This is a genomic window from Brevundimonas sp., from assembly GCF_036732845.1.
GTDB lineage: Bacteria > Pseudomonadota > Alphaproteobacteria > Caulobacterales > Caulobacteraceae > Brevundimonas.
On sequence record NZ_DAINBO010000003.1, the window covers coordinates 1 to 24,020 of the forward strand.

Here is a 24,020-nt window from a genome sequence, read left to right on the forward strand (position 1 = left end):
CTCGGCCGAGGCCGGGGCCACGGTGCGCATCGGTTCGGCCGAGGTGCGCGACGGCGCGGCCTTCGGCGAGCGCGCCCGCTGGTATGTCTATGCCGCCGGTTCGGGCCGAGCGGTGGGCTATAATTTCGCCCGCACCCGCGACGGCGACTTCGCCCGCTCGGGCTACAGCCACGACGCCGGCTCCTTCCTGGGCGACGCCTCCCTGGGGGTGGCCTATCGCCGGGGTGACCTGCAAGGCTCGTTCGGCCTGGTCTATCGCGAGATCGAGGCCGAGGGCCTGCGCAGCGGCCGGGGCCTGGACAATGACGTGACCGAAGGCCTGGTGGCCTTCCAGTTGTCGATCAAGCCGGAGTGGTGAGCGGTTCGGCTCACTGAGTCCGCGCCACGCCCTCGCGCCGGGGATCGGCTCCGCCGTCCCAGCGTCCGTCGCGCCAGATCGCCCCGTGCAGGCCCGAATTCTCGGACGTGTTCTGGCCCAGCACGACGCCGCGTTGGGCCAAGGCCGCGCGCATCTCGGGGCTGAACAGGGCCGTGTCGGCGCCGAAGCCGTCGCCCTTGGCCACCAGGTTCGGCAGATCGATGGCCGCCTGCATCGACAGATTCCAGTCCAGCACACCGATCAGGGCCTTGGCGTTATAGGCCAGGATCGACGACCCGCCCGGCGAACCCAGCGCCCCGACGAACCGGCCGTTCCGGTCCAGGATCAGGATCGGCGACATTGACGAGCGGGGCCGCTTGCCCGCCGCCGCGGCGTTGGCGGCCGGGCCGCCGTCGGGCCGGGTCGGCGCGAAGCTGAAGTCGGTCAGTTGGTTGTTCAGGAAGAAGCCCGCCGCCATCCGGCCCGAGCCGAAGACGCTTTCGACCGTGGTGGTCATGCTGACGGCGTTTCCGGCGGCGTCGATGACGACGAAATGCGACGTGCCCGCCGGTTCGCGCGTGGCGTCGGGACCGGTGATGATCCCGCCCGGGGGCGCGCCCGCCTGGGCCGCGCCGGTCAGGCCGGGCGCCAGGGCCGCGCGGGCGGCGACATAGCCGGGGTCCAACAGGCCCTGAACCGGCACGCCGACGAAGGCCGGGTCCCCGACATAGCGGTCGCGGTCGGCGTACATCAGCCGCTGAAGCTGGGCGAAGGCGGCCCAGGCGCCGGGATCGTTCGGCCCGCCCGTGATGGCCGGCGTCGCCTCGGCCATGGCCAGGAATTGCAGCACGGCCACGCCGCTGGACGGCGGCGGCGGCACGCAGATGATCCAGACGACGCGATACGGACGGCACAGGGCGCCGCGCTCGATCGGCGCATAGGCGGCGATGTCGTCGGCGCTCAGCAGGCCGGGGCGCGGCTGTTCGGCGACCACGGCCGCGATCTCAAGGGCGATGCGGCCGTTGTAGAAGGCCTCGGCTCCGCCCGCCGCCAGTTCGCGCAGGGTGCGGGCGTATTCGGGGTTCCTCAGCACGTCGCCCGCCTGATAGCGGCCGCCGTCCGGCTTGGTGAAATAGGCGTCGGCCCAGCGGGTGCGGGCCTGTCCGCGCGTCGCGGCGATGAAGCCGGCCAGGCGCGGACTGACCACGAAGCCGTTGCGCGCCAGGCGCTCGGCCTCGCCGAACAGGCCGCTCCAGGCCCGTTTGCCGTGCGCGTGATGCGCCATGCCCAGCATGGCCACGACGCCCGGCGCCCCGGTCGACCGACCCGACAGCACGGCGTCGCCGAACGACAGGGGGCGGCCGTTTTCATAGAAGAGTTCGGGCGTCGCCGCCGACGGCGCCGTCTCGCGCCCGTCATAGCTGGTGACCTCTCCGGTCGCGGCGTCGTACAGCATCATGAAGGCGCCGCCGCCCAGGCCCGAGGACTGCGGCTCCACCAGGCCCAGCACCGCCTGCACCGCCACCGCCGCATCGACGGCCGAGCCGCCGTCGCGCAGCACCTTCATCCCCGCCTCGACCGCCAGGGGATTGGCCGCCGCCACGAACGGCCCGCGCGCGGGCGCCGGAGCCGGGGCGGCGACAGGCGGAATATTCGGCGCGCGCGCCGCTCCGGCCGCACACCCCGACGCCGCCGTGGCGACGACGAGCACAAGGGCGATCAGGCTGCGGCGAAAAGACATGGACGATCCCGGACGCGCCGCGACGGGGAGGGCGCGGCCCCTCCGACCTAGGCGTTGCGCAGGCCCTCGCCAACCCCGGATGCAGAATCCGCCGTCGCCCGCTTGCGCGCCCGCGCGTCAGCGGCTAAAGACCCGCCCTCGCCGAAAGGCGTGCGCACCCGTAGCTCAGCTGGATAGAGCACCAGACTACGAATCTGGGGGTCAGGAGTTCGAATCTCTTCGGGTGCGCCATTTTCCCTTGATCTGATCGACCTCAGGCCACCCAGCGGGTGTGGGTGGGTCGCGGCGCGTCCAGGCAGGCCTGAACGCGGGCGCACAGGTTCTGCGGCGTGAAGGGTTTGACCACATAGCCGGCGCAGCCCATCCGGCGGGCCTCGCGGACTTTGTCCTCGCCGCTGTCGGCGGTCATCATGACGATGGGGATGCGCGCGCCGTGTCGGCGGGCCGCCGCGTCGAGCACCGCCAAACCGTCCATGCCCGGCATGTGGATGTCCAGCAGCACCAGATCGATCCGCACCTGACCCAGAACCCCCAGCGCCGTCTGGCCGGACGAAGCCGTGACGACGTGAAAGCCCGCCTGGGTCAGGGTCACATCGACCAGTTCACGAATGAAGGCGTCGTCGTCGACGACCAAGATGCTGCGCTTCATCCGGCGGCTTCCTGTCTCTGCTCGGTGTCGGCCGCCGCCGTCACCCGGCGGATGCACGACAGAAGTTCGGCGATCTGGATGGGTTTGCCGACATGGGCGTCCATTCCGGCGCGTCGGGTCTCCTCGATCTGGGGCGCGTCGACGTTGGCGGTCAGGGCGATGATCGGCGTGTCGGCCCACGGCCCGTCCTCGGCGCGGATGGCGCGCGTCGCCGCCAGGCCGTCCATCACCGGCATGTGCACGTCCATCAGCACCAGGTCGTAGCCCCCGGCCCGCATGGCGGCGACCGCCTCTTGCCCGTTCTCGACCGTATCGACCATCAGGCCGCCCGCCTGGCCCAGCATCAGGGTGACCAGCTCGCGGTTGGCGGCGGCGTCGTCGGCCATCAGGATGCGCAGGGGCTGCGCCTGGGCGTCGTCCTCGAAAGCCTGGGGCGCGGCCGCCACGCCGTCGGCGGCGGCCAGGGGGACCTCGAACCAGAAGGTGGAGCCTCGGCCCGGTCGGCTGAAGGCGCCGATCTCGCCGCCCATCATCTCGATCAGCCGCTTGGAGATGGCCAGGCCCAGGCCCGTGCCGCCGTGCGTGCGGCTGGTGGAGGCGTCGGCCTGGGTGAAGCGTTCAAACAGGCGGTCGATCTTGTCGGGGGCGATGCCGACGCCGGTGTCGCTGACGGCGGCGCGCAAGCGTCCGTCCTGGACGCCGAGGTCCAGCCGCACCGTGCCGTGCTCGGTGAATTTCATCGCATTGGACAGGAAGTTCAGCAGCACCTGACGCAGCCGTCCCTCGTCGCCGACCAGGGCCTCGGGCGCGTCCTGGGCGATCACGCAGTCCAGCGCCAGCCCCTTGGCCTGACATTGGGCCTCGATGATGCCGGTCACGCCTTCGGCCAGGTCGCGCGGCGAGAAGGCGCGGGCCTCCAGCTCGACCCCGCCGGCGTCCAGTTTGGAGACGTCCAGAATGTCGTTGATGACCGACAGCAGGGCCTCGCTGGCCACGCCGATGCGGTCGGCGAAGCGCTGTTCCTGCGCGCCCAGGGCGTCGCTGCCCTTCAGCAGGCCCGCGAAACCGATCACGGCCGTCAGCGGCGTGCGCAGTTCGTGGCTCATATTGGCCAGAAATTCCGACTTGGCCCGGGCGCCGGCCTCGGCGGTGTTGCGCGCCTCGACCAGTTCCTCTTCCAGCGCCTTGCGCTTGCTGACGTCGCGGATCACCACCACCAGTTCGCGCACGCCGCCGCGGCCGTCAGGCACGGCCTGGAAATGGCTTTCGACCCAGACGGTCGCGCCGTCCCTGTGCACGGCGCGGTGTTGCAGTCGCTGGCTGCCCTTTCCGGCCAGGCCGCGTTCGATGGCCGCCAGAACGGCGCGGCGGTCCTCGGGGTGGACGAAGTCCTGGGCCTTCATGCCCGCCATCTGCTCGGCGGTGTAACCCAACAGGGCGTGGATGGCGGGCGAGATGTAGTTGCTGCGTCCGCCCGGCTGGATGCGGGCGATGACGTCGCCGACATTGTCGGCGAGAAGGCGATAGCGCGCCTCGCTGCGGCGCACCTTCTCGACGGCGCGCTCGGTCTCGGTGACGTCCTGGAACACGCCGAACAGGGCCGCGATCCGGCCGTCGACGCCGCGCTCGGGCACGCATTGCGAGATCACGGTGCGTTGCTCGCCGTCGGCCCGGATCAGCCGCAGGCGGAAGTCGGAGCAGGCGCCGGTCTCCAGGGCCGCGGCCACCCAGTCGCGCACCGCCTGACGGTCGTCGGGGTGATAGAAGGCGATGGCGTCGTCATAGCTGGGGTCGAAGACGGCCGGATCGACGCCGTGGATGCGATAGACCTCGTCGGACCAGCTCACCTTTCCGGTCGCGACCTCGAACCGCCAGTGGCCCAGGCCGGCGACGCGCTCGGCCATCTTCAGCGTGCTCAGAAGCTCTTCTTGCTGCTCCAGGGCGCGGGCGCTGTCGGTGATGTCCTGAAAGATGCCGAACAGCGTGACGACGGCGCCGGTCTCGTCGCGCTCGCAGCGGGCGCGGGCGCGGGTGACGCGCTCGCCGTCGTAGCGCGAGATTCGCAGTCGGGCGTCATAGCCCTCGCCGGTCGCCTTGGCGCGGGCGACGAGCTGGTTGAGCGTGGCGAGATCGTCGGGGTGATAACGGCCGATGGTGGTGTAGTCGGTCGGATCGACCGTGCCGCGTTCCAGGCCGTGAATGCGGAACACCTCGTCCGACCAGGTGACCTTGCCGGTGGTGAAGTCCAGCCGCCAGTGACCGACGCCGGCCATGGATTCGGCCATGTCCAGGGTCTCGGCGGTCTTGGCGGCGGCGCGGTCGTCGGCCTGACGGTCGATCAGGTCGCCCGCCATCCGGGCCAGGTCGCGCAATAGGGCCGTCTGGGCCGTGTCCAGCCCCGACCGGGCCTTCTGGTCCATCACCCCGATCGACCCGACCGGCCGCCCATTTCGGTCGCACACCGTGGTCCCGGCGTAGAACCGCAGGCCCGTCGGCCCGGCGACCAGCGGATGGTCCCGAACCCTCGGGTCTTGGCGGCCGTCCGGGATGACGATCAGGCCGTCGGGACCGCGTTCGATCAGCATTCGGGTGACGCTGACGTCGCTGTGGATGGTCTTGACGTCCAGGCCGTGAACGGCGCGGAACATCGTGCGGTCGTCGCCATGAAGCGACAACAGGCCGACCGGCGCGTCCAGCACGGTGCAGGCCAAGGCGATCAATCTCTGGGCGGGATCGTCGGGCGATGGCCGGGGCATATGGGCGTTGTCCTATCGGGTCGAAGCCCGCGTCACCGGTGTCATCAGAGCATTCGCGCGCGAAGATTTGGTTACCGGCCGAATCTCGCCCGGCATTGGACGTGGCGGTCCCGGCGTGGCAATCGAGAGCCGTCGTTCAAGTGATGAGACCTCGTCGATGAAATCCGCCGCCCTGATCGCCGCCGCCGCCGCCCTGACGCTCGCCGCCGTTCCCGCCCGCGCCGAGGAAGGCATGTGGATGTACGACGCCGTGCCCCTGGCACAGGTCAACGCCGCCCTGGGCACGGCCATCGACCAGGCCTGGCTGGACAAGGTGCGGCTGGGTTCCGTCAATCTGGGCGGCTGCTCGGCCTCGTTGGTGTCGGACCAGGGGTTGATCCTGACCAACCAGCACTGCATCCGGTCGTGTGTGCAGGCCAACGCCCGGCCGGGTCAGGACCTGCTGTCGGACGGCGTGCGGGCCAAGTCGCGCGAGGAAGAGCTGCGCTGCCCCGGATCGACCGCCTCGGTCCTGCTGTCGATCACCGACGTGACCGAACGGGTCATGGCGGCCACGGCGGGCAAGTCGGGCGGCGACTTCAGCCGCGCCCTGACTGCCGAGACCACGGCCATCGAACGCGAGGGCTGCGGCGACGATGCGGCGCATCGCTGTCAGGTGGTGCGCTTTTATGCGGGCGGTCAGTACAAGCTGTATCGCTACCGCCGCTATTCGGACGTGCGGCTGGTCTATGCGCCCGAACACCAGGCGGTGATCTTCGGCGGCGACCCGGACAATTTCAACTTCCCGCGCTTCGCCCTGGATGCGGCCTTCCTGCGCGCCTACGACGGCGACCGCCCGGCCGAGACGCCCAATCATCTGCACTGGAACCCGGCGCCGATCCAGGACGGACAGCCGGTGTTCGTGTCGGGCAATCCCGGCTCGACCCAGCGTCTGCAGACCATCGCCGAACTGCGCCAGGACCGCGACTTCGGTCTGCCGGCCAACATCAAGCGGCTGTCCGAGCTGCGCGGGCGGCTGATCTTCTTCGCCGGTCTCAGTGACGAAAACGCCCGCATGACGCGCGATGTGCTGCGCGGGACCGAGAACAATCTGAAGCGGTCGTACGGCATGCACCGCGCGCTGGCCGACACGGCGACCTGGGCCAGGCTGGAGGCGGCCGAGGCCGAGTTCCGCGCCGCCGCCGTGGCCCGCGATCCCTCGGTCGGCGCCGCCTTCGACGAGATGGCCCGGTCCCAGGCCGCCCAGGCGCGCCTGTTGGACCGCTACAGCTTCCTGGAGAGCGGGGCGGGCGGCGGTTCGGCGCTGTACGGCTATGCACGCCAACTGGTGCGGGCCGCGGCCGAACGGGCCAAGCCCGAGGGCGAACGTCTGCCCGGCTATTCCGACGCGGCCTTGGCCGCCATGGGCCGCACCCTGGCCCAGGCCCGCAACATCGACCGGCCGCTGGAGAGCCTCTATCTCCAGTTCTGGCTGAACAAGACGCGCGAGGCGCTGGGAACCGACGCGCCCGCGGTCCAGGCCATGCTGGGCCGCCAAAGCCCCGAGGCCCTGGGCGAGGCCCTGGCCGAGGGATCGACCCTGGCCGATCCGGCGGCGCGCACGGCCCTGTTCCAGGGCGGCATGGAGGCGATCCGGGCCTCGCAGGACCCGATGATCCGCTTTGTCCTGGCCAATGACGCCGCCGCGCGCGACATGGCCCAGGCCTGGCGCGCCGAGGTTTCCGGCCCGTCCGGCCGCGCCGGCGAGGCCCTGGCCCGCGCCCGCTTCGCCGTCTATGGCGCGGTCGACGCGCCCGACGCCACCGGCACCCTGCGCTTCTCCTACGGCCGGGTGGCGGGCTGGAACGACAACGGCCGCGAGGTCCCGTCGCGCACGACGGTGGCGGGCCTGTACGAACGCGCCACCGGCGCGGTTCCCTTCGTCCTGTCCGACGATCTGCAGGCGCGCGGCGAGCGGTTGAACCGCGACACCGTCTTCACCGTGGCGACCACCAACGACATCGTCGGCGGCAACTCCGGCTCGCCCCTGCTGAACGCGGACGGCGAGGTGATCGCGGCGGTGTTCGACGGCAATCTGCCGTCGCTGGGCGGGGCCTATCTGTACGACGGTTCGGCCAACCGCGCCGTGGCCGTCTCGGCCCAGATCGTCACCGAGGTGCTGACCAAGATCTACGACATGCCCGGCCTGGTCGCCGAGCTGGAAGGGCGCTGACCTACAGCGCCGTCCGCAGCGACCACAGCTCGGGGAAGCAGCGGCGCTTCAGCGTCTCGGTCAGATAGCCGACGCCCTCGGTGCCGCCGGTGCCGCGGCGACGGCCGATGATCCGCTCGACGGTGACCACATGCTTGTGCCGCCAGGTCAGAAGCGCGTCGTCCAAGTCCATCAGCTTTTCGGCCAGTTGGTACAGCGGCCACCACCGTTCCGGGTCGCGATAGACGATCAGCCAGGCCGCCTCGACGGCCTCGGACGGTTCATAAGGGCGGCTGACGTCGCGGTTCAGCACCTCGGCCGGCACCGGCAGGCCGGCGGCGGCCAGTTGCGACAGGGCGTCGTCGTAAAGGCTGGGCGCCGCGATGGCGGCCTTCAGCGCCGCATGGGCCTCGGGCCGGCCCTCATGATGGCGCAGGAAACGTTCGTCCTTCAGGCCCAGGGCGGCCTCGAACCGGCGGAACTGGTCGCTCTGGAAGCCTGACGAGGACCCCAGCACCCCGCGAAACCGCAGATAGTCGGCCGGGGTCATGGTGGCCAGGATGTCCCAGCTCTGGGTCATCACCGCCTGGATGCGGCTGACCCGCGCCAGGCTCTTGTAGGCGGGGACCAGATCACCGGCCCGCACCAGGCTCTGGGCCAGCGCCACCTCGTGCAGGATCTGCTTCAGCCACAGCTCCTTGGTCTGGTGGATGACGACGAACAGCATCTCGTCGTGCTCGTCCGAGATCGGGTGTTGGGTCGCCAGCAGATCGTCCAGCGCCAGATAACCGGCGTAGGTGATGTCGGAGGGGGTGGTTTCGCTCATGGCCCGGTATCGCCCGTCAGGCGGTCAGAGCCAACCCTTCTTGCGGAACCACAGCAACGGCCCGACCCCGGCCAACAGCATCAGCGCCAGGGCGAAGGGATAGCCCCACATCTGCGCCAGCTCGGGCATGTGGCGGAAATTCATGCCGTAGATCGAGGCCACCAGGGTCGGCGGCAGGAAGGCGACCGAGGCCACCGAGACGATCTTGATGATCGAGGACTGCTGGATGTTGATCAGGCCCAGGGCCGCCGACAGTTGGAAATTGATGCTCTGCGCCACCGCCTGGGCGTGGGCCAACAGGCTGGCGGCGTCGCGGTTCAGGCTCTTCAGGTGCTCGCGCGGATCGGCCGCGCGTTCGATGCGGTCGTCCAGGCTGACGAAGGCGAAGATGCGGGCCAGGCCCGACAGGCTCTGTTCGATGCGGGCGTTGGCGATATGGGCGCGGCCCAGTTTGCCGATCAGCTTCTCATAGCTGGCGCTGGAGGCGTGGGCGCCGGTGAAGACGTTCGTGGCGATAGTCTCGACCCGCGCGGCGTTGGTCGCCAGCACGTCCGAGGTCCGGTCGATCGACGCCTCCATCAATTGCAGGAAAATCGTGGCCGGACCCGTGCACAGCCCCGGCTCGCGCGCGAACCGGTCGTCCACCATGGCGAAGGGACGCGGGTTGAAATAGCGGATCGTCACCAGCGGCCCTTGCGTCAGCACGAAGGTCACCGGGTCGATGGCCGGGATGTCGGCGTCGCCGTTGTGGATCAGGTCGGCGGTGGCGTAGGTGGCGCCGTTCTCGCGGTACAGGCGGCTGGAGGCCTCCAACTCGACCATCTCCTCGCGCGTGGGCAGGGACAGGCCCAGCCGGTCTTCCAGCACCAGCTCTTCGTCGCGCGTGGGGGCGATCAGGTCCAGCCAGACCAGGTCGGGCGGCAGTTGGAAGGCGTCATCGACGACGTCGACGATCTGGCAGGTCGCGCCGCCGGTGCGGAAGATGCGGATCAAGGACGCCTCCCGAAAGAGGCTGGAGCCTTATTGGGCGCCCGGGGCGCCCGCCTGGGCCATGCGACGGCCGTTCTCGAACGCGCCGACGGCGGCGTTCCCGGCTTCCTTGTAGATGAAGCCGTAGGTCGGATAGACGGTCGTGCCCAGGTCACGAATGGGGTTGTACCAGACCTTGACCCGAGACCAATCGCCTTCGTCGGAAACGTCCACGACGGTGACGTTCTCCTCGACCCGGCCGCGGCTGCCGCCCCAGTTGGCGTGGGTCACGCGGATCACCCGCTCGGTCAGGATGTCGGAGACCACGGCGACGTGGCCGCGGGTCATGGCGCCATAGGGCTGGAACACCAGGACCGAGCCGGTCTCGGGCGCATGGCCGGTAGGCAGGGTGTTCACGGCCTGGCGCCACCAGGTCCAGGCGTCGCCGAAGATGTTGATGCCCGAGAACATGCGCGCGAAGGTCACGCACTGCCAATAGGGCTGGTCGGCCTGGGCCGCAGGGGCGCCGAGGGCGAAGAAGCCCAGGGTCGCCGCAACCATCGCGGCCGAGAGCCGTTTCATCATATCGGTTTGTTTCCGACTGTTACGTCCGGGCCAAGCCTTAGACGATAGTTTCCGAGGGTTGAAGAACCCTTTCAGGCGAATTCGTGCGCGATTTCGTCGCGCCCGCGCGCCGTTCGGCCAGACGTTTCAGCCAGGTCCGCGCCGGACGCTCGACCAGGTGGTGGGCGATCATGGCGACCAGGGGCAGGGCGGCGACCACCGCGATCCAGGCCCACGGCGGCAGGCGGTTGTCGGCCGCGCCGGTCGCCTTGGCGGCCAGGTTGACGGCCAGAAGCTGCCACGGGGCGCAGACCATGTAGAGGGCGTAGGAGACCTCGCCCAGATAGACGGCGGGCCGCGACGCCATGACGCCCGCACGCGCATTGGCCGTCGAACCCAGGCCGAGAATGACCAGGCCGCCCAGCAGCACGGTGATCCCGTCCCAGGCCAGAAGCGAGGCTGAGACCGCCATGCCCAGGGCCGCCGCCGTCGCCATCAGGGCGCCGTGCCGCACGCCGCCTCGGCGGTGAATCAGATAAAGGGCGCAGCCGTAGGCGAAGCAGGGCACGATCCTCAGCGCGCCCCAGTGATAGGTCGCCTGCGTCAGCGGAAAGCCCGCCAGCCGTTCGAACGCCAGATAGGCCGCGCACAACAGCAGCCCCGCCCCGACCGCCGCGCCGACGGCCCGGTTCCGCAGCCGCCAGGCGACGGCGGCGAACAGCGGAAAGGTCAGATAGGCGAACCATTCGGCCGAGATCGACCAGGACGGATGGTTCCAGCCCGCCACGTCCGTCACGCCCCAGGCGTGGACCATGAGCAGATTGGCCGGCAGCGTCTCCCAGCTCAGGATGCGGGCGTCGATGCTCATGCCCGCGACCGTGGCGGCCACGCCCAGGGCGCCTACGCCCGCTAGGGTCGCCAAATGCAGCGGATAGACCCGCGCGATCCGCGCCCACAGGAAGCCGCCGTAGCGGTAGCGCCTCTCTCCCACGGCTTCGAGATAGACGTGGCTGAGGATGAAGCCCGACAGGACGAAGAACAGCTCGACCCCCAGATAGCCCTTGGCCGCCAGATTGGGCATGAAGCCGACGTCGAGGTTGGGCCAGAAGGTGTAGAGCACCACCCACAGGGCGGCCAGGAATCGCAGCGCGGTCAACGGCTTGAGGTCCGCGGGACCGACGTGTTTCGAGGCGTGTGAGGGCGTGTCCATCTTCGCAGGATGAACGCGCCGCGTTTTTTTCGCGTTAAGCGGGCGCCTGTCCGCGTCGGGGACGGCCGGTCGGGGGCTTAAGCGGATCGAAAGCCCCGCCGCCTAGGCTGGCGCGTGAAACACGGGAGATCAGAATGATCTCGAACGCCAAGCTGACGACGGCCGCATCGGCCGCGCCCCCGATCATCGCCGCCTCGCGGCCGCGCGCGGAGGCTCGCGAAACCGCCTCGGCCGTCCTGCCCTCGGTCCAGGACACGCGCCGCGCCGCCCGCGAGCAGAAGAAGGCCATGGCCTATCAGCAGATGCAGGCCGTCTGGCAGCGGATGCAGACGTTGGGCATGATGTTGAAGCTGGATGGGCGCGCGGCCCTGAAGATGGCCGCCGGGCTGGCGCGTGAGCTGAAGGCGGCGGTCGAGGCCTATAAGGACGCGGGCGGCCGTAACGTCAGCCAGGGCGATCTGGCCATGATCCGGCGCGAGGCCGAACAGGCGCGCGACGCCCAGGCCAAACAGGCCGAGACCGCCGCCGCCCCCGCCGCGTCGGAAGCGGAACGGGCGGGGCGTCAGGCCTATGGCGCCGCCGCCTCGGCCCTGGCCGAAGACCGGTTGTCGGCCCTGGCCGCGAAAGAAACCGACATGGTCGCCGACAAGGGCTTCTTCGATCTGGTGAAGATCATGGTCGGCGACCTGCGCAAGGCGCGCGAAAAGGTGCGCGGCGAGGCGCATCTGAACCTGAACCCGCCATCTGACGACGAGTGGAAGGATTCGGACAAGGCCCAGCAGGAGCTGGAACGCGCGGTGGACGGCGCGATCTGATCCTTATCCTCCCCATCGCCCCGCGACAGGGAGGAGAGCGTTCAGTTTAGCCCTTGGCCCAGACGCCGAACGGGTCGGACCAGCTCAGGCCCAAGGCCTCGGCCACGGCCGGATAGGTCAGTTCGCCCTTCAGCACGTTCAGGCCGCGCGCCAGGTGCGGGTCCTTCTTCAGCGCCTCCAGGCCGTGGTCGGCCAGGGCCAGGCCGAACGGCAGGGTGGCGTTGTTCAGGGCCTCGGAGCTAGTGCGCGGCGCCGCGCCCGGCATATTGGCGACGCAGTAGTGGACCACGCCGTCGACGACATAGGTCGGGTCTTCGTGGGTGGTCGGCTTGGAGGTCTCGAAACAGCCGCCCTGGTCGATGGCCACGTCGACCAGCACCGAGCCGGGCTTCATCTGCTTCAGATGCTCGCGCTTGATCAGCTTGGGCGCCTCGGCCCCCGGCACCAGCACGGCGCCGATGATGACGTCGGCCTTGACCAGTTCCTCTTCGATCGCGCCGATCGAGGAATAGCGGGTGATGACCCGGCCGCCGGTGACTTCGTCGATATAGGCCATGCGCGGGATGGAGCGTTCCATCACCACCACCTCGGCGCCCAGGCCCGCGGCCATGCGCGCCGCGTTCAGCCCGACCACGCCGCCGCCCAGCACCAGCACCCGCGCCGGGGCCACGCCCGGCACGCCGCAGAACAGCAGGCCCATGCCGCCGTTGTGCTTCAGCAGGGTCTCGGCGGCCGAGAAGACGGCGATGCGTCCGGCCACTTCCGACATCGGCGCCAGCAGCGGCAGGCCGCCGCGCGCGTCGGTGACCGTCTCATAGGCCACGGCGGCGCATTTGGAGGCGATCAACCCCTTGGTCTGTTCGGGATCGGGCGCCAGGTGCAGATAGGTGAACAGGATCTGGTCTTCGCGGAGCATCTCCCACTCGACCTTCTGCGGCTCCTTGACCTTCACGATCATGTCGTTCTCGGCGAAGACCTCGGCCGCCGTCGGCACGATCTTGGCCCCCGCGCGCTTGAAGTCCTGGTCGGTGAAGCCGGCGCCCAGGCCCGCGCCGGTCTGGACCGAGACGGTGTGGCCGTGGGCCACATATTCGCGCACGGCGGTCGGAGTCAGGCCGACGCGGTGCTCGTTCTTCTTGATTTCCTTGGGGACGCCGACGCGCATGGGACGTTTCCTATGTTCCGAAGCGCCGCCTCTGTCGGACGGTCGCCTTTTCGCGGCGCAATCTAGCGGCGGTCGGATCGCAGGTTCCTGTTCTTTTTGCTGACTGATCGGCATACAGTCGCAGAATCTGTGAATGAGGCGTCGAATGAAGACGGTTTCCGCCGTAGCCTTGGATGATATCGATCGGAAGATGCTGCGGGCGCTTCAGGCTGACGGGCGCATGACCAACGCCGACCTGGCCCGCACGGTGAACCTGTCCGAGAGCGCCTGCCTGCGCCGCCTGCGGGCGCTGGAGACCGAACACGTCATCAGCCGCTACGCCGCCGTGGTCAATGAACGGGCCGTGGGCCTGCCGATCAGCGTCTTCGTCACCGTGACCCTGTCGTCCCAGGCGGAGGGCGTGCTGACGGCCTTCGAGACGGCGGTGGCGACGGCGCCCGAAGTGGTCGAATGCTATCTGATGACCGGGTCCAGCGACTATCTGCTGCGGCTGGTGGTGCGCGACATCGACGATCTGGAGCGGATTCACGCGCGCGAACTGACCCGCCTGCCCGGCGTGACGCGGGTCTCGTCCAGCATCGCCATGCGCACGGTGGTCAAGCGCGTGGCCCTGCCGGTGTGAGCCTGAGGCGCGTCGCGACGGCGCGGGCCGGTCGTGGCCCGTCTAGGCCTGGCGCAGGCCGCTGATCGTGCGTCCGGGGGCGATGTCCTCGGCCGAGGTGATCAGGTGCACCAGGGCCGGGCGGCCGCCCCTGGCCGCCTCGCGCGCGGCCGCCAGGGCCGCCGGGAAGGCCTCGGTCGTTTCGCAGCGCACGGCGAAGGCGCCGAAGGCCTGGGCGTACATCACGAAGTCGGGGTTCTTCAGGTCGGTGGCGATGACCCTGGGCGCGCCCGGATAGTGGGTTTCCTGGTGCATGCGGATGGTGCCGTAGGTTCCGTTGTCGACCACCACCACCACGACGCCCAGGCCGTGCTGGGCCGCGGTGGCGATCTCTTGTCCGGTCATCATGAAGTCGCCGTCCCCGGCGATGCAGATCACCTCGCGTTCTGGATGGACCGCCTTGGCGGCGACGGCGGCCGGATAGCCGTAGCCCATGGCGCCCGAGGTCGGGGCCAATTGGGTGTGGCGCGCGCGGTGACGATAAAAGCGATGCAGCCAGGCGGCGAAATTGCCCGCGCCGTTGGTGATCACGGCGTCGGCGGGCAGGACCTCGGCCAGATGGGCCATGCACTGGCTCATGTTCACCGCGCCGGTGACCTGAACCGGGGTCGTGAAGGCCTGATAGTCGGCGTGGGCGGCCTGGGCCTGATCATGCCAGGTCCGGCCGGGGTCGAGGCTCGACAGGGCCAGGGCGGCCAGGGAATTGTCGGCCGCGGCGCTGAGCCGGGGCGTCCAGACGCGGCCCAGCTCCTCCGCGCCCGGATGGATGTGGATCAGGGTCTCGGCCGTCTTGGCGCGGTCCAAGAGGGTGTAGCCCTGGGTCGGGTTCTCGCCCAGGCGGGCGCCGACGGCCAGGATCAGATCGGCGGCCTTGACCCGCGCCGTCAGCTTGGGATTGCAGCCCAGGCCCAGGTCCCCGGCATAGTTGGTCCGGTCGTTGGAGATCAGGTCCTTGCGGCGGAAGGACAGGGCGACCGGCAGGCCCAGGCGCTCGGCCCAGTCGCCGAAGGCGGTCGCCGCCTGTTCGGTCCAGCCCGAACCGCCCAGCACCACCAGGGGGCGTTCGGCCTTGGACAGGGCCTCGCGCACCTGATCGGCGAAAGCCGGGTCCAGACCGGCCTTGGCGGGCGTCACCGGACGGATGGGCGCCGCGCCGCCAGGGGCGTGCAGCAGGTCTTCAGGCAGGGCCACCACGACCGGTCCCATGCGGCCCTGCAAGGCCGTGGCGAAGGCGCGTTCGACGATCTCGACGGTGCGTTCGGGGCTTTCGATCTCGGTCGCCCACTTGGCCAGGCCGCCGAACACCTCGCGGTAGTCGACCTCTTGAAAGGCGCCCCGGCCGCGGTCGGTCAGGGCGATCTGGCCGACGAACAGGATCATCGGCGTGGAGTCCTGGTGCGCCGTATGCACCCCGATCGAGGCATGGGTCGCGCCAGGCCCGCGCGTGACCATGCAGACGCCCGGCTTGCCGGTCAGCTTGCCATAGGCCTCGGCCATGTTGGCGGCGCCCGCTTCGTGCCGGCAGGTGATCACCTGGATGCGGTCGGGAACGTCGGCCAGGGCGTCCAGCACGGCCAGATAGCTTTCGCCCGGCACGCAGAAGACGCGGTCGACGCCGTTCATCACCAGGGTTTCGACGAGGCGGCGGGCGGCGGTGCCTTCAGGCTGGTTTTTGGGCGCTTGGGTCATGGCGTGGCCGTTAGCAGACCCTCCGGGCCTTGACCATGCAACCGAACGGCCACGCTTGGCGTTTACGGCCCAGGTTTCAATTCACCCCCGAGGGAGTTCTCATGCGCAAGATCATCGCCCTGGCCGCCGTCGCCGCCGCCCTGGCCGTTTCGGCCTGCAACACCATTTCGGGCCTGGGCCGCGACGTCTCGGCCGCCGGTTCGGCCGTCACCAGCGGCGCCGAACAGGCCAAGAACTAAAGCCGCTTCCGGCGCGCCTGAACCGGTGCGAATGAAAAAGGCCCGCCGAACGCTCGGCGGGCCTTCGTCGTTTGATGTCCAAGGCCCCTATTCGGCCGTCTGGGCCGGGCGCAGGCCTTCGACCGACGCCTGTTGCAGGGCGGGCTTGCGCTCGCCTCCGGCGGCGATGATGCGGTCGATGCGGGCCTTTTCGGCGCGGAAGGCGGCCAGGTCGGCGCCGGTCAGCTCGGTGCCCTCGGTGGTGCGGATGCCCGCCGGATTGATCCGTTGGCCGCCGCGCCAGATCTCATAGTGCAGGTGCGGGCCGGTCGAGGCGCCGGTCGAACCGACATAGGCGACCACCTGGCCCTGGCTGACGCGCTGACCGGCGCGGACGCCCGAGGCGTAGCGCGACAGGTGGCCATAGCCCGAATCCAGCCCGTTGGCGTGGCGGATGCGCAGCCAGTTGCCGTAACCGCCCCAACGACGCGCCTCGACCACCACGCCGTCGGCGGGGGCCACGACCGGCGTGCCGGTGCCGGCGGCGAAGTCGATGCCCTGGTGCATCTTGCGATAGCCGGCGATCGGATGGCGACGGAAGCCGAAGCCCGAGGAGACGCGGCGGAAGCTCTGCAACGGCGTGCGCATCATGGCCGAGCGCAGGTTCTTGCCGTTGGAATCGAAATACTGGGCCGTGCGCGACCCCTTGGGGGTGAAGCGATAGAAGGTCTGGCCGCGCAACTGGGCGTACAGCAGCTCGCCCACATCGACGGTGCGGCCGGCCTCGGTCACCTGGCGGTCGAACACCAGGGTGAATTCGTCGTCGGCGCGCACATCGCGCTGCATGTCGAACTTGCTGGCGAACAGGCGGCTGGCGGCGCGGACGATGGAGGCGGTGGCCCCCAGTTCGCGGGCGCTGGCCGACAGGGAGCGCTCGACGTCGCCCTTCAGCACCATGGTCTCGTGGGTGACCTTCTCCTCCAGCGCGCGCAGGCGCAGGGCGCCGTCGAAGCTGCGCGAGACGGTCAGTTGGCTGGCCGGGCCGGTGCGCATTGTCAGGCCGATCAGCCGGGCGTCGCCGCGACCGGCGCGGGGCCGCGAAATGGCGGTCTCGAAACGCAGACCGGCGCGCATCTGATCGACGTCCAGGGCGTTGGCGACGGTGGCGGCCACGGCCGAGGCGTCCTGATCCGAGACACCGGTGCGGCGCACGGCCTGTTCAAAGGTCTCGCCGCGACGGATCTGAACCGGGACGGCTTCGGGCGCGGTCAGGCCCGCGGGCGCGGCGGCGGCGGCGAAGGCCTGGACTTCGAGGGATTCGATCTGGGCGGCGGTCAGGGCGGGAACCTCTTCGGCCCGCGCGGGTTGATAGACGCGCCCGGCCAGCAAGGCCACCGAAACGGCCGCCAGCGCCGTGAAGGCGTGCGGCGCGAGACGCATCGGCTGGCGACGTGGATCGAACTGAGCCATCTGTCCCCGAACAAACAACGACGCCCAACCGGCGCCTGACCACTCACATAAGCAAGGATCGCGCCCAAGGTCCCCCCGAGCCGCGAAGGTCACGCCTATAACCCGTCGCACCCCTTATGGGAAGCATGAGGGATATAAACCGTTAACCGGCGCCGTAACGATCACGACATCGGCTGGGCGATGATGATGTCTGCGACGGGTTCTCAAAGTCTAGGCTCAAGCATCGCGGCGTTATGCTTGGCTGCTGGTGTCCGACATGGCCGTGACAGCGCCACAAAAAGCTGTAAGTGTCCCCCACGACACGACGCAGTGTTCATTGTGCAACGCTGTGTGCCGTTCAGGTTTCTCAACATGCAGGTCAATTCGGTCGTCCCCCATCGCTGTACGAGGCGCGCTTGAGCCGCGCCCGCCGTGTCGCGCGCGGGATCGGGCTGGGTCTGGCCGCGCTGGCGGTGCTGGCCCTGCTGCTGGTCGGCCTGGCGTATCTGAACCGGCGGGCGGCGGCGCGGGAGCTGCTGACCGGCTGGCTGGAGCGGCGCGGCGTTCCGTCCGAGGTCGAGATCGAGCGTATCGAGCTGGACGGCCTGGTCGCCAGGGTGCGGGCGGGCGACCCGCGCGACCCCGACTTCGCCGTCGAACGGGTCGAGGTCGACTATGTGATCGGCGCGCCCTGGTCGGCGCGCGGCCTGGGCGTGACGCCCAGCCGGGTGCGGCTGGTCCGCCCGGTTCTGAAGGCGCGCTGGGCCGACGGAAAACTGAGTCTGGGTGCGCTGGACCCGATCGTCGAAGAGTTCACCCGCCGTCCGCCCCGCCCCGACAGCCGCTCGCCCCTGGTGCTGGTCGAGGGGGGGCGTGTCCGTCTGGACACGGATTATGGGCGGCTGGCGGCGACGGCGGACGCCCGCGTCGACGACGGAAAACTGATGCGGCTGGACGCGCGTCTGCCCGAAACGCGGCTTCAGGGACGTGACGGATCGGCGCGGAATCTGGCCGGATCGGCGACGGCGGCGACCGTCGGCGACCGCATCCGGGTGCGGCTGGATGTCGCGGCCGATCAGGCGACGGCGCCGGGTCTGGACCTGTCGGGCGTCGCGGCGACCCTGACCGGCGACCTGCCTTATCCCGATTTGAAACGCCGCCGGGGCGACGGGCGGGCGGCGCTGTCCCTGAAGGCGACGGCGGCGGCCCTGGGAACCGGCGGAACGCGGCTGCGCGGCTTGGCGGCGGACGGGGCGTTCGACGGAACGGTCGGCGGCTGGATCGAGGCTTTCCGCATCGCCGGGCGCTCCGACCTGACGCTGCGCGCGACCGGGCTGGACGCGGCGGGCGCGCGCGGCGCGGGCCTGAACCTGGCGGTCGCGGGCGGGCGCTTGAATTTGGAACGCGGCCCGGACGGCCTGGGCTGGCGTCTGGACGGGCCGACGACGGTCTCGGCCGAACGGCTGGCGGCGGGTGAGACGACGGTCGAGGGGCTGCGGCTGGCGTCTTCGGCCCTGACGGTCGGCGGACGCGGCGCGGCGGCCGAGGCGGTCGGTCCCGTGACCCTGGGGGCGCGGCGTTTCGGCCTGGGCGATCTGGCGCTGACCGATGTGGCCGGACAGGCGGCGCTGGACGCGCGGTTCGAGGGGGCGGCCCTGATCCAGGCGCGCGGCGCGCTGGAGGCCGCGAACGGACGCTGGCCGCTGTTCGGGGCGACGGGCCGCGACGATCCCGCCGATCTGGCGGCGATGAAACAGGCGTTGGGCGATTTCCGCCTGTCGGTCCCGGCCTTCCGCCTGACGACCGGCAGCCCCGGCGCGACCGTCGCCCTGGACCAGCCGGTCGAACTGCGGCCCGACAACGGCGGGGTGCTGCGTATCGCGCGCATGGGCGCCCGACCGGTGTTCGCGGCCCGGCCGGGCGAGGCGGGCGGCGGGGCGGCGGTGCTGACGGCCCAGCGCGGGCGCGGCCTGCCGGAACTGGCCGTCGACGTGCCCGACTGGCGGCTGACGCCGGGCGGGTTCCAGGCGCGGATCGACGGACGCGGGGCGCTGGACTTCGACCTGTTCCGGGGCGTGACGGCGCGGACGGCGGGGCTGCTGGTCTCATCCAACGGACGGCTGACCTATGCGGTCTCGGACTGCGTCGCCGTGGCGGTCGAACGGCTGGAGCTGGATCAGAACGACGTGACCGACCTGTCGGGCCGGTTCTGCCCCGAAGGCGCGCCCCTGGTGACGGTCGAGAACGGCGGCTGGCGCGCGCGGGGGCGGTTGGCGGGGGTGGAGGCCTCGGCGCCCTTCCTGGCCATGCGGTTCAGCGAGGCGGAAGGGGCCTTGCGGGTCTCCGGCGGGCCGGGCGGCGTGGCGCTGAACGCGCGGATGGATGCGGCGCGGGCGCTGGACGCCACCACGCCGCGCCGGTTCAATCCTCTCATGGTCTCGGGCGAGGCGGCGCTGGCGAACGAGACCTGGAGCGGCGGCTTCGACCTGAAGTCCGGCGAGACGCCGGTGGGCCGTCTGACCCTGGCGCACGACGGGCGCACGGGCCTGGGCGGGATGGCGATCGAAACGCCGATGCTGCAATTCGCCGAGGGGGGCTTGCAGCCGGGCGGTCTCAGCCCCCTGGTCCAGAGCTTCGTCCAGCCGCCCGCGACCGGCGCGGCTCAGTTCAGCGGCCGGATCGACTGGCGCGCCGACGGCGAGGGGACCAGCGGCGGTCGTCTGATCGTGCCGGGGCTGGACTTCGTCAGCCCGGCCGGGCCGGTGAAGGGGCTGAAGGGCCGGATCGACTTCACCAGTCTGATCCCCCTGGTCACGGCGCCGGACCAAAGACTGGGCGCCGACCGTCTGGAAAGCCTGACGCCCCTGACCGACGCCCAGGTCCAGTTCGCCATCGACAAGGCGGGCGTTTCGGTCGCGGCGGCTGACATCCATGTGGCGGGCGGAGTGGTGCGGGTGCTGCCGTTCGTCGTGCCGCTGGACCCGACCCAGGGCTTCTCGGGCGTGATCGAGCTGGAGAATGTGCAGTTGGGCGAACTGCTGGCGGGATCGGGTTTCGGCGACAAGGCCAGCCTGGACGCCGTGGTGTCAGGGCGGCTGCCCTTCACCTCGACGCCGGGGCGCGGGGTGCGGATCTCGGGCGGCGCCCTGCGGGCCGTGCAGCCGGGGCGCCTGTCGATCCAACGCGAGACCCTGAGCGCGGTCCAGACCGGCGGCGGCGGGACCGAGGTTCCGCCCAATACGGTTCAGGACATGGCCTATCAGGCGATGGAGAACCTGGCCTTCGACACGCTGACCGCCGATGTGAACAGCCTGGAGGCGGGGCGGCTGGGCGTGCTGTTCCACATCAAGGGCCGCCATGATCCGCCCCAACGGCAGGAGTTGCGGCTCAGCCTGTCTGAGCTGATCAGCCGCGACTTCCTGAAACGCGACCTGCCCCTGCCGTCGGGCACGGGGGTGGACCTGACGCTGGATACGACGCTGAACGCCGATCAACTGGTCAACGACCTTCTGGCCCTGAACCGCGCCCGCGCCGGAGAGGCCGACCCGGAATGATCGTTCAGGACCCGTTCACCCACTGCGACGTTAAATCGCCGCGAACCTTTCGGAGAGTCGACCCATGAGCCGAACCAGAGCGACCACCCTGACGGGCCTGGCCCTGATCGCGGCTGCGGCCGGTTCGGTCGCCGCCTGCACGCCGACGGTGCGGGTCGAGGTCGCGCCGATTCAGATATACGCCAAGCTGGACGCCGACGTGCGCATCCGCCTGGACCGCGAACTGCAGCAGTTGCTGCAGGAAAACCCCAACCTGTTCTGAGGGGATAGGATCATGCAGTTCCGCAAGAGTTTCGTCGCCGCCGCCGCCATCGCCGCCCTGGGCGTCGCCGCCGGCGCGGCCTTCGCCCAGACCGCCCAGCAGAAGTCGATGATCGACGCCGCCAAGGTCGAGGGCGTGGTCGGCGAACAGGCCGACGGCTATCTGGGCGTGCGCACCCCGGCTTCGGCCTCGGCCGACCTGCGCGCCGCCGTGACCGCCACCAACGACGGCCGCCGCCGGGTGTACGCCCAGGGCGCCGCCGACGCCGGGACCACGGCCGACGTGGCCGCCGCCCGAATGTTCGAGGCCCAGTTGTTCCCGCGCATCGCCACGGGCCAATGGTACCGCAACGCCCAGGGCCAGTGGGTGCAGAGATAACCCCATCCTTCTCCCCTCCGGGGGAGAAGGGCTACGGCGGCCCTTGCGCTGGTCTCGTCCATAGGCTCGAAAGCCCAGATGGACCCGATCTCCGCTCGGCTGCGCGCGCGCCACCCCCAGCGCATCGACCTGTCGCTGGATCGGATGCGCGCCCTGTGTGCGGCGCTGGGCGATCCGCAAGACAGGCTGCCGCCGGTGGTCCATGTCGCGGGGACCAACGGCAAGGGGTCGACCGTGGCCTTTCTGCGCGCCATGGCCGAGGCGGCGGGCCTGCGGGTCCACGCCTACACCTCGCCGCATCTGGTGCGGTTCAACGAACGCATCCGCCTGGCCGGGCGGCTCATTGAAGACGATCAACTGAACGAGATCCTCGACCGGATCGAGGCGGTCTCGGGCCAGGCGACGGTGTTTGAAAGCACCACAGCCGCCGCCTTCCTGGCCATGAGCGAGACCCCCGCCGACCTGGCGATCATAGAGGTCGGCCTGGGCGGAGTGCTGGACGCCACCAATGTCATCGAACGGCCGCTGGTCAGCGTGATCGCCCCGGTCGATCTGGACCATGCGGAGTTCCTGGGCACGGACCTGGCGGCCATCGCCGGGGAAAAGGCCGGGGTGCTGAAGGCCGGGGCGCCGGGCGTCATCGCGCGCCAGGACCCCGCGGCCATGGCGGTCATCGAACGGACGGCGGCGACGGTGGGCGCGCCCCTGACGGTCATGGGAACGGATTTCGACGCCTGGCCCGAGATCGGCGGCCTGGCCTTCCAATCGACCGAACGGTTCCTGGACCTGCCCGCCCCGGCCCTGGCGGGCGAGCATCAATACGACAACGCCGGTCTGGCCGTGGCGACGGCGCTGGAGCTGGACCTGCCCGAGGCGGCCATCGCCGAGGGGCTGAAGACGGCGGCCTGGCCCGCCCGGCTGCAGCGGCTGACGACGGGACCCTATGGCGCGACGGCCAGGGCGGCGGGGGCCGAGCTGTGGCTGGACGGCGGGCACAACCCCCACGCCGGGCGGGCGCTGGCGGCCTTCCTGGCGGCGCGCCAGGCGCGGGCGCCGATGCCGCTGGCCCTGATCACCGGGATGCTGGCCAACAAGGACGCGGGCGGCTTCTTCGAGGCGCTGCGCGGAACCGGCGCCCACGTCCTGACCGTCGGCTTCGACGGCGCGGCGGCCGAACCGGCGGCCCTGGCGGCGGTGGCGCGGGGCCATGGACTGGGGGCCATGGCGGCGGGATCGGTTGAGGAGGCCCTGGACCGCGCCCTGGCCTGGGGCGCGGGCCGGGTGGTCATCTGCGGTTCGCTGTATCTGGCCGGCGAGGTGCTGAGCGCCAGCCGCGAGACGTGGCCGGGATGATCGGGGCGATCCTGCACGGTCTCTGGCGAAAGCCGGTCTCCAGCCTTGCCCCGAGACGGAGCGCCTATCGCATCTTTACGCCCTGGTTCGACCGTGAAGTTCGAGCGGATGAACTCAACGCCGTGCTCGGCCCGCTTTCGACACAGATGTTGGAGGAACAGGACGCCTCCTGGGCGACGGTTCGTGACGCCCTGATTGTTCCGGCGACGAGACGGGTCAAGCCGCGCCGCGCCGGGGCCACGGTCGTGACCCTGCTGCTTGATCAATCCGGCTCGATGCGCGGACAGCCCATGGCCCTGGCGGCGGCGGCGATCATGTGCGCCGTACGTCTGCTGACGACCCGGGGCGTCGGGGTCGAGGTGCTGGGTTTCACCACCGCCTCATGGCGGGGCGGCCGTCCGCGGCGTTTGTGGAAGCGGTTGCTGCAACCCGCGCGTCCGGGGCGGCTGTGCGAGCTGTTGCACATCCTCTACCGCGATACGGACGAGATTTCGCCCGACCTGGCCGAGGGCGTGGTCCGGGCCATGCTGCGGCCCGACCTTCCCAAGGAGAACATCGACGGCGAGGCTCTGTTGTGGGCCGCCGACCGGCTGTTGGCGCGCGATGCGGCGCGGCGGATATTGGTCGTGATCTCGGACGGTTCGCCGGTGGACGATTCCTCGCAACAGGCCAATGGTCCGCTCTTCCTCGATGTCCATCTGAGGGAGGTCATCGCGGCCATCGCCGTCGATGGCCGCATTGAACTGGCCGCCCTCGGCGTCGGCCACGATGTCAGCGGTTGGTATCCGAGATCCTCGAAGATCAACTCGCCAGCAGACCTACAGAAGGGCCTTACAGATTTTCTGACAGAACTTATCGCGGCCGGTGAGACGTAGTCAGGAAACCCCCGCCTCGGCCAGCCATTCCAGGATCTTGCCCTTGGGCATGGCGCCGACCTTCATCGAGGTCATCTGGCCGTCCTTGAACAGCATCAGGGTGGGGATGCCCTTCACGCCCAGTTTCGACGGGACCATGGGGCTGTCGTCGATATTGACCTTGGCGATGACGACCTTGCCCGACAGTTCGTCGGCGATCTGTTCCAGGGCCGGGCCGATCTGTTTGCAGGGACCGCACCATTCGGCCCAGAAATCCACCAGCACGGGGGTGGACGCCTTCAGCACGTCGCCATCAAAACTGTCGTCGGTGACCTTCACGGTGGCCATGGTCTTCGTC

20 protein-coding genes, 1 tRNA gene and 1 pseudogene are annotated in these 24,020 nt (G+C 70.2%); 11 read left to right on the forward strand and 11 right to left on the reverse strand.

What is annotated here, in order from left to right:
* A pseudogene (locus tag V7D63_RS01835) lies at positions 1 to 358 on the forward strand (lipid A-modifier LpxR family protein); the annotation flags it as partial.
* 10 nt (positions 359 to 368) lie between these two features.
* Here the strand turns inward: V7D63_RS01835 and V7D63_RS01840 are convergent.
* Positions 369 to 2,099: a gamma-glutamyltransferase family protein gene (locus V7D63_RS01840; RefSeq protein ID WP_333590547.1), complete on the reverse strand. Its 1,731-nt coding sequence runs from the start codon at positions 2,097 to 2,099 to the stop codon at positions 369 to 371.
* A 154-nt stretch (positions 2,100 to 2,253) separates the two neighbouring features.
* On the opposite strand from V7D63_RS01840, the gene V7D63_RS01845 reads away from it, so the two are divergent.
* Positions 2,254 to 2,330: transfer RNA gene (locus tag V7D63_RS01845), tRNA-Arg, on the forward strand.
* 22 nt (positions 2,331 to 2,352) lie between these two features.
* Here V7D63_RS01845 and V7D63_RS01850 read toward each other — a convergent pair.
* Together V7D63_RS01850 and V7D63_RS01855 are read right to left on the reverse strand one after the other, a co-directional pair.
* Entirely contained in the window at positions 2,353 to 2,748 is a 396-nt protein-coding gene (locus V7D63_RS01850) for a response regulator transcription factor (RefSeq protein ID WP_333590548.1), read from the reverse strand.
* Positions 2,745 to 5,504, reverse strand: coding sequence for a PAS domain-containing protein (locus tag V7D63_RS01855; protein ID WP_333590549.1), 2,760 nt, complete (start codon positions 5,502 to 5,504; stop codon positions 2,745 to 2,747). The genes V7D63_RS01850 and V7D63_RS01855 overlap by 4 nt, the downstream gene beginning before the upstream one ends.
* Before the next feature lie 157 nt (positions 5,505 to 5,661).
* Between V7D63_RS01855 and V7D63_RS01860 the strand changes: the two genes are divergently transcribed.
* Positions 5,662 to 7,716, forward strand: coding sequence for a S46 family peptidase (locus tag V7D63_RS01860; RefSeq protein WP_333590550.1), 2,055 nt, complete (start codon positions 5,662 to 5,664; stop codon positions 7,714 to 7,716).
* A 1-nt stretch (position 7,717) separates the two neighbouring features.
* Here the strand turns inward: V7D63_RS01860 and V7D63_RS01865 are convergent, their stop codons facing one another.
* Genes V7D63_RS01865 through V7D63_RS01880 form a run of 4 tightly spaced genes read right to left on the reverse strand, consistent with a single transcriptional unit; the run spans position 7,718 to position 11,264 of the window.
* Positions 7,718 to 8,521, reverse strand: coding sequence for a tryptophan 2,3-dioxygenase (locus V7D63_RS01865; protein WP_333590551.1), 804 nt, complete (start codon positions 8,519 to 8,521; stop codon positions 7,718 to 7,720).
* 24 nt (positions 8,522 to 8,545) lie between these two features.
* A complete protein-coding gene (locus V7D63_RS01870) occupies positions 8,546 to 9,514 on the reverse strand; it encodes a magnesium transporter CorA family protein (RefSeq protein ID WP_333590552.1) in 969 nt (322 codons plus the stop codon).
* A 27-nt stretch (positions 9,515 to 9,541) separates the two neighbouring features.
* Positions 9,542 to 10,075 carry a CHAP domain-containing protein gene (locus tag V7D63_RS01875; RefSeq protein ID WP_333590553.1) on the reverse strand — a complete coding sequence of 178 codons (534 nt, stop codon included), beginning with the start codon at positions 10,073 to 10,075 and terminating at the stop codon, positions 9,542 to 9,544.
* A 37-nt stretch (positions 10,076 to 10,112) separates the two neighbouring features.
* The gene (locus tag V7D63_RS01880; protein WP_442882105.1) at positions 10,113 to 11,264 is read right to left on the reverse strand and encodes an acyltransferase family protein; all 1,152 of its coding nucleotides are present in this window, start codon (positions 11,262 to 11,264) and stop codon (positions 10,113 to 10,115) included.
* A gap of 134 nt (positions 11,265 to 11,398) precedes the next feature.
* Between V7D63_RS01880 and V7D63_RS01885 the strand changes: the two genes are divergently transcribed.
* On the forward strand, positions 11,399 to 12,079 hold the full coding sequence (locus V7D63_RS01885) for a hypothetical protein (RefSeq protein WP_333590555.1): 681 nt from the start codon (positions 11,399 to 11,401) through the stop codon (positions 12,077 to 12,079).
* Positions 12,080 to 12,125: 46 nt separating this feature from the next.
* Here the strand turns inward: V7D63_RS01885 and ald are convergent, their stop codons facing one another.
* Positions 12,126 to 13,244 carry an alanine dehydrogenase gene (gene ald / locus V7D63_RS01890; protein WP_333590556.1) on the reverse strand — a complete coding sequence of 373 codons (1,119 nt, stop codon included), beginning with the start codon at positions 13,242 to 13,244 and terminating at the stop codon, positions 12,126 to 12,128.
* 145 nt (positions 13,245 to 13,389) lie between these two features.
* Between ald and V7D63_RS01895 the strand changes: the two genes are divergently transcribed.
* Positions 13,390 to 13,866 (forward strand): Lrp/AsnC family transcriptional regulator, encoded by a 477-nt coding sequence (locus V7D63_RS01895; RefSeq protein WP_333590557.1) that lies wholly within the window; start codon positions 13,390 to 13,392, stop codon positions 13,864 to 13,866.
* 42 nt (positions 13,867 to 13,908) lie between these two features.
* On the opposite strand, the gene V7D63_RS01900 is transcribed toward V7D63_RS01895, so the two are convergent.
* Positions 13,909 to 15,594, reverse strand: a complete 1,686-nt coding sequence (locus V7D63_RS01900; protein ID WP_333590558.1) for a thiamine pyrophosphate-dependent enzyme — start codon at positions 15,592 to 15,594, stop codon at positions 13,909 to 13,911.
* 101 nt (positions 15,595 to 15,695) lie between these two features.
* Here V7D63_RS01900 and V7D63_RS01905 point away from each other — a divergent pair, with 101 nt between their 5' ends.
* On the forward strand, positions 15,696 to 15,833 hold the full coding sequence (locus tag V7D63_RS01905) for an entericidin A/B family lipoprotein (RefSeq protein ID WP_333590559.1): 138 nt from the start codon (positions 15,696 to 15,698) through the stop codon (positions 15,831 to 15,833).
* An 87-nt stretch (positions 15,834 to 15,920) separates the two neighbouring features.
* Here V7D63_RS01905 and V7D63_RS01910 read toward each other — a convergent pair whose 3' ends face one another.
* The gene (locus V7D63_RS01910) at positions 15,921 to 17,282 is read right to left on the reverse strand and encodes a M23 family metallopeptidase (protein ID WP_333590560.1); all 1,362 of its coding nucleotides are present in this window, start codon (positions 17,280 to 17,282) and stop codon (positions 15,921 to 15,923) included.
* 395 nt (positions 17,283 to 17,677) lie between these two features.
* Between V7D63_RS01910 and V7D63_RS01915 the strand changes: the two genes are divergently transcribed.
* The 5 genes from V7D63_RS01915 (at position 17,678) to V7D63_RS01935 (ending at position 23,683) form a co-directional block, all read left to right on the forward strand.
* Positions 17,678 to 20,815 carry an intermembrane phospholipid transport protein YdbH family protein gene (locus V7D63_RS01915; RefSeq protein WP_333590561.1) on the forward strand — a complete coding sequence of 1,046 codons (3,138 nt, stop codon included), beginning with the start codon at positions 17,678 to 17,680 and terminating at the stop codon, positions 20,813 to 20,815.
* Positions 20,816 to 20,879: 64 nt separating this feature from the next.
* Entirely contained in the window at positions 20,880 to 21,077 is a 198-nt protein-coding gene (locus tag V7D63_RS01920) for a YnbE family lipoprotein (protein ID WP_333590562.1), read from the forward strand.
* 12 nt (positions 21,078 to 21,089) lie between these two features.
* Positions 21,090 to 21,455 carry a DUF1318 domain-containing protein gene (locus V7D63_RS01925; protein ID WP_333590563.1) on the forward strand — a complete coding sequence of 122 codons (366 nt, stop codon included), beginning with the start codon at positions 21,090 to 21,092 and terminating at the stop codon, positions 21,453 to 21,455.
* A 78-nt stretch (positions 21,456 to 21,533) separates the two neighbouring features.
* Positions 21,534 to 22,808: a bifunctional folylpolyglutamate synthase/dihydrofolate synthase gene (locus tag V7D63_RS01930; protein WP_333590564.1), complete on the forward strand. Its 1,275-nt coding sequence runs from the start codon at positions 21,534 to 21,536 to the stop codon at positions 22,806 to 22,808.
* 122 nt (positions 22,809 to 22,930) lie between these two features.
* Positions 22,931 to 23,683 carry a cobaltochelatase CobT-related protein gene (locus V7D63_RS01935; RefSeq protein WP_333590565.1) on the forward strand — a complete coding sequence of 251 codons (753 nt, stop codon included), beginning with the start codon at positions 22,931 to 22,933 and terminating at the stop codon, positions 23,681 to 23,683.
* Here V7D63_RS01935 and trxA read toward each other — a convergent pair whose 3' ends face one another.
* A complete protein-coding gene (gene trxA, locus V7D63_RS01940; RefSeq protein ID WP_333590566.1) occupies positions 23,684 to 24,010 on the reverse strand; it encodes a thioredoxin in 327 nt (108 codons plus the stop codon). It lies immediately after the preceding gene.
* Positions 24,011 to 24,020 lie beyond the last annotated feature (10 nt).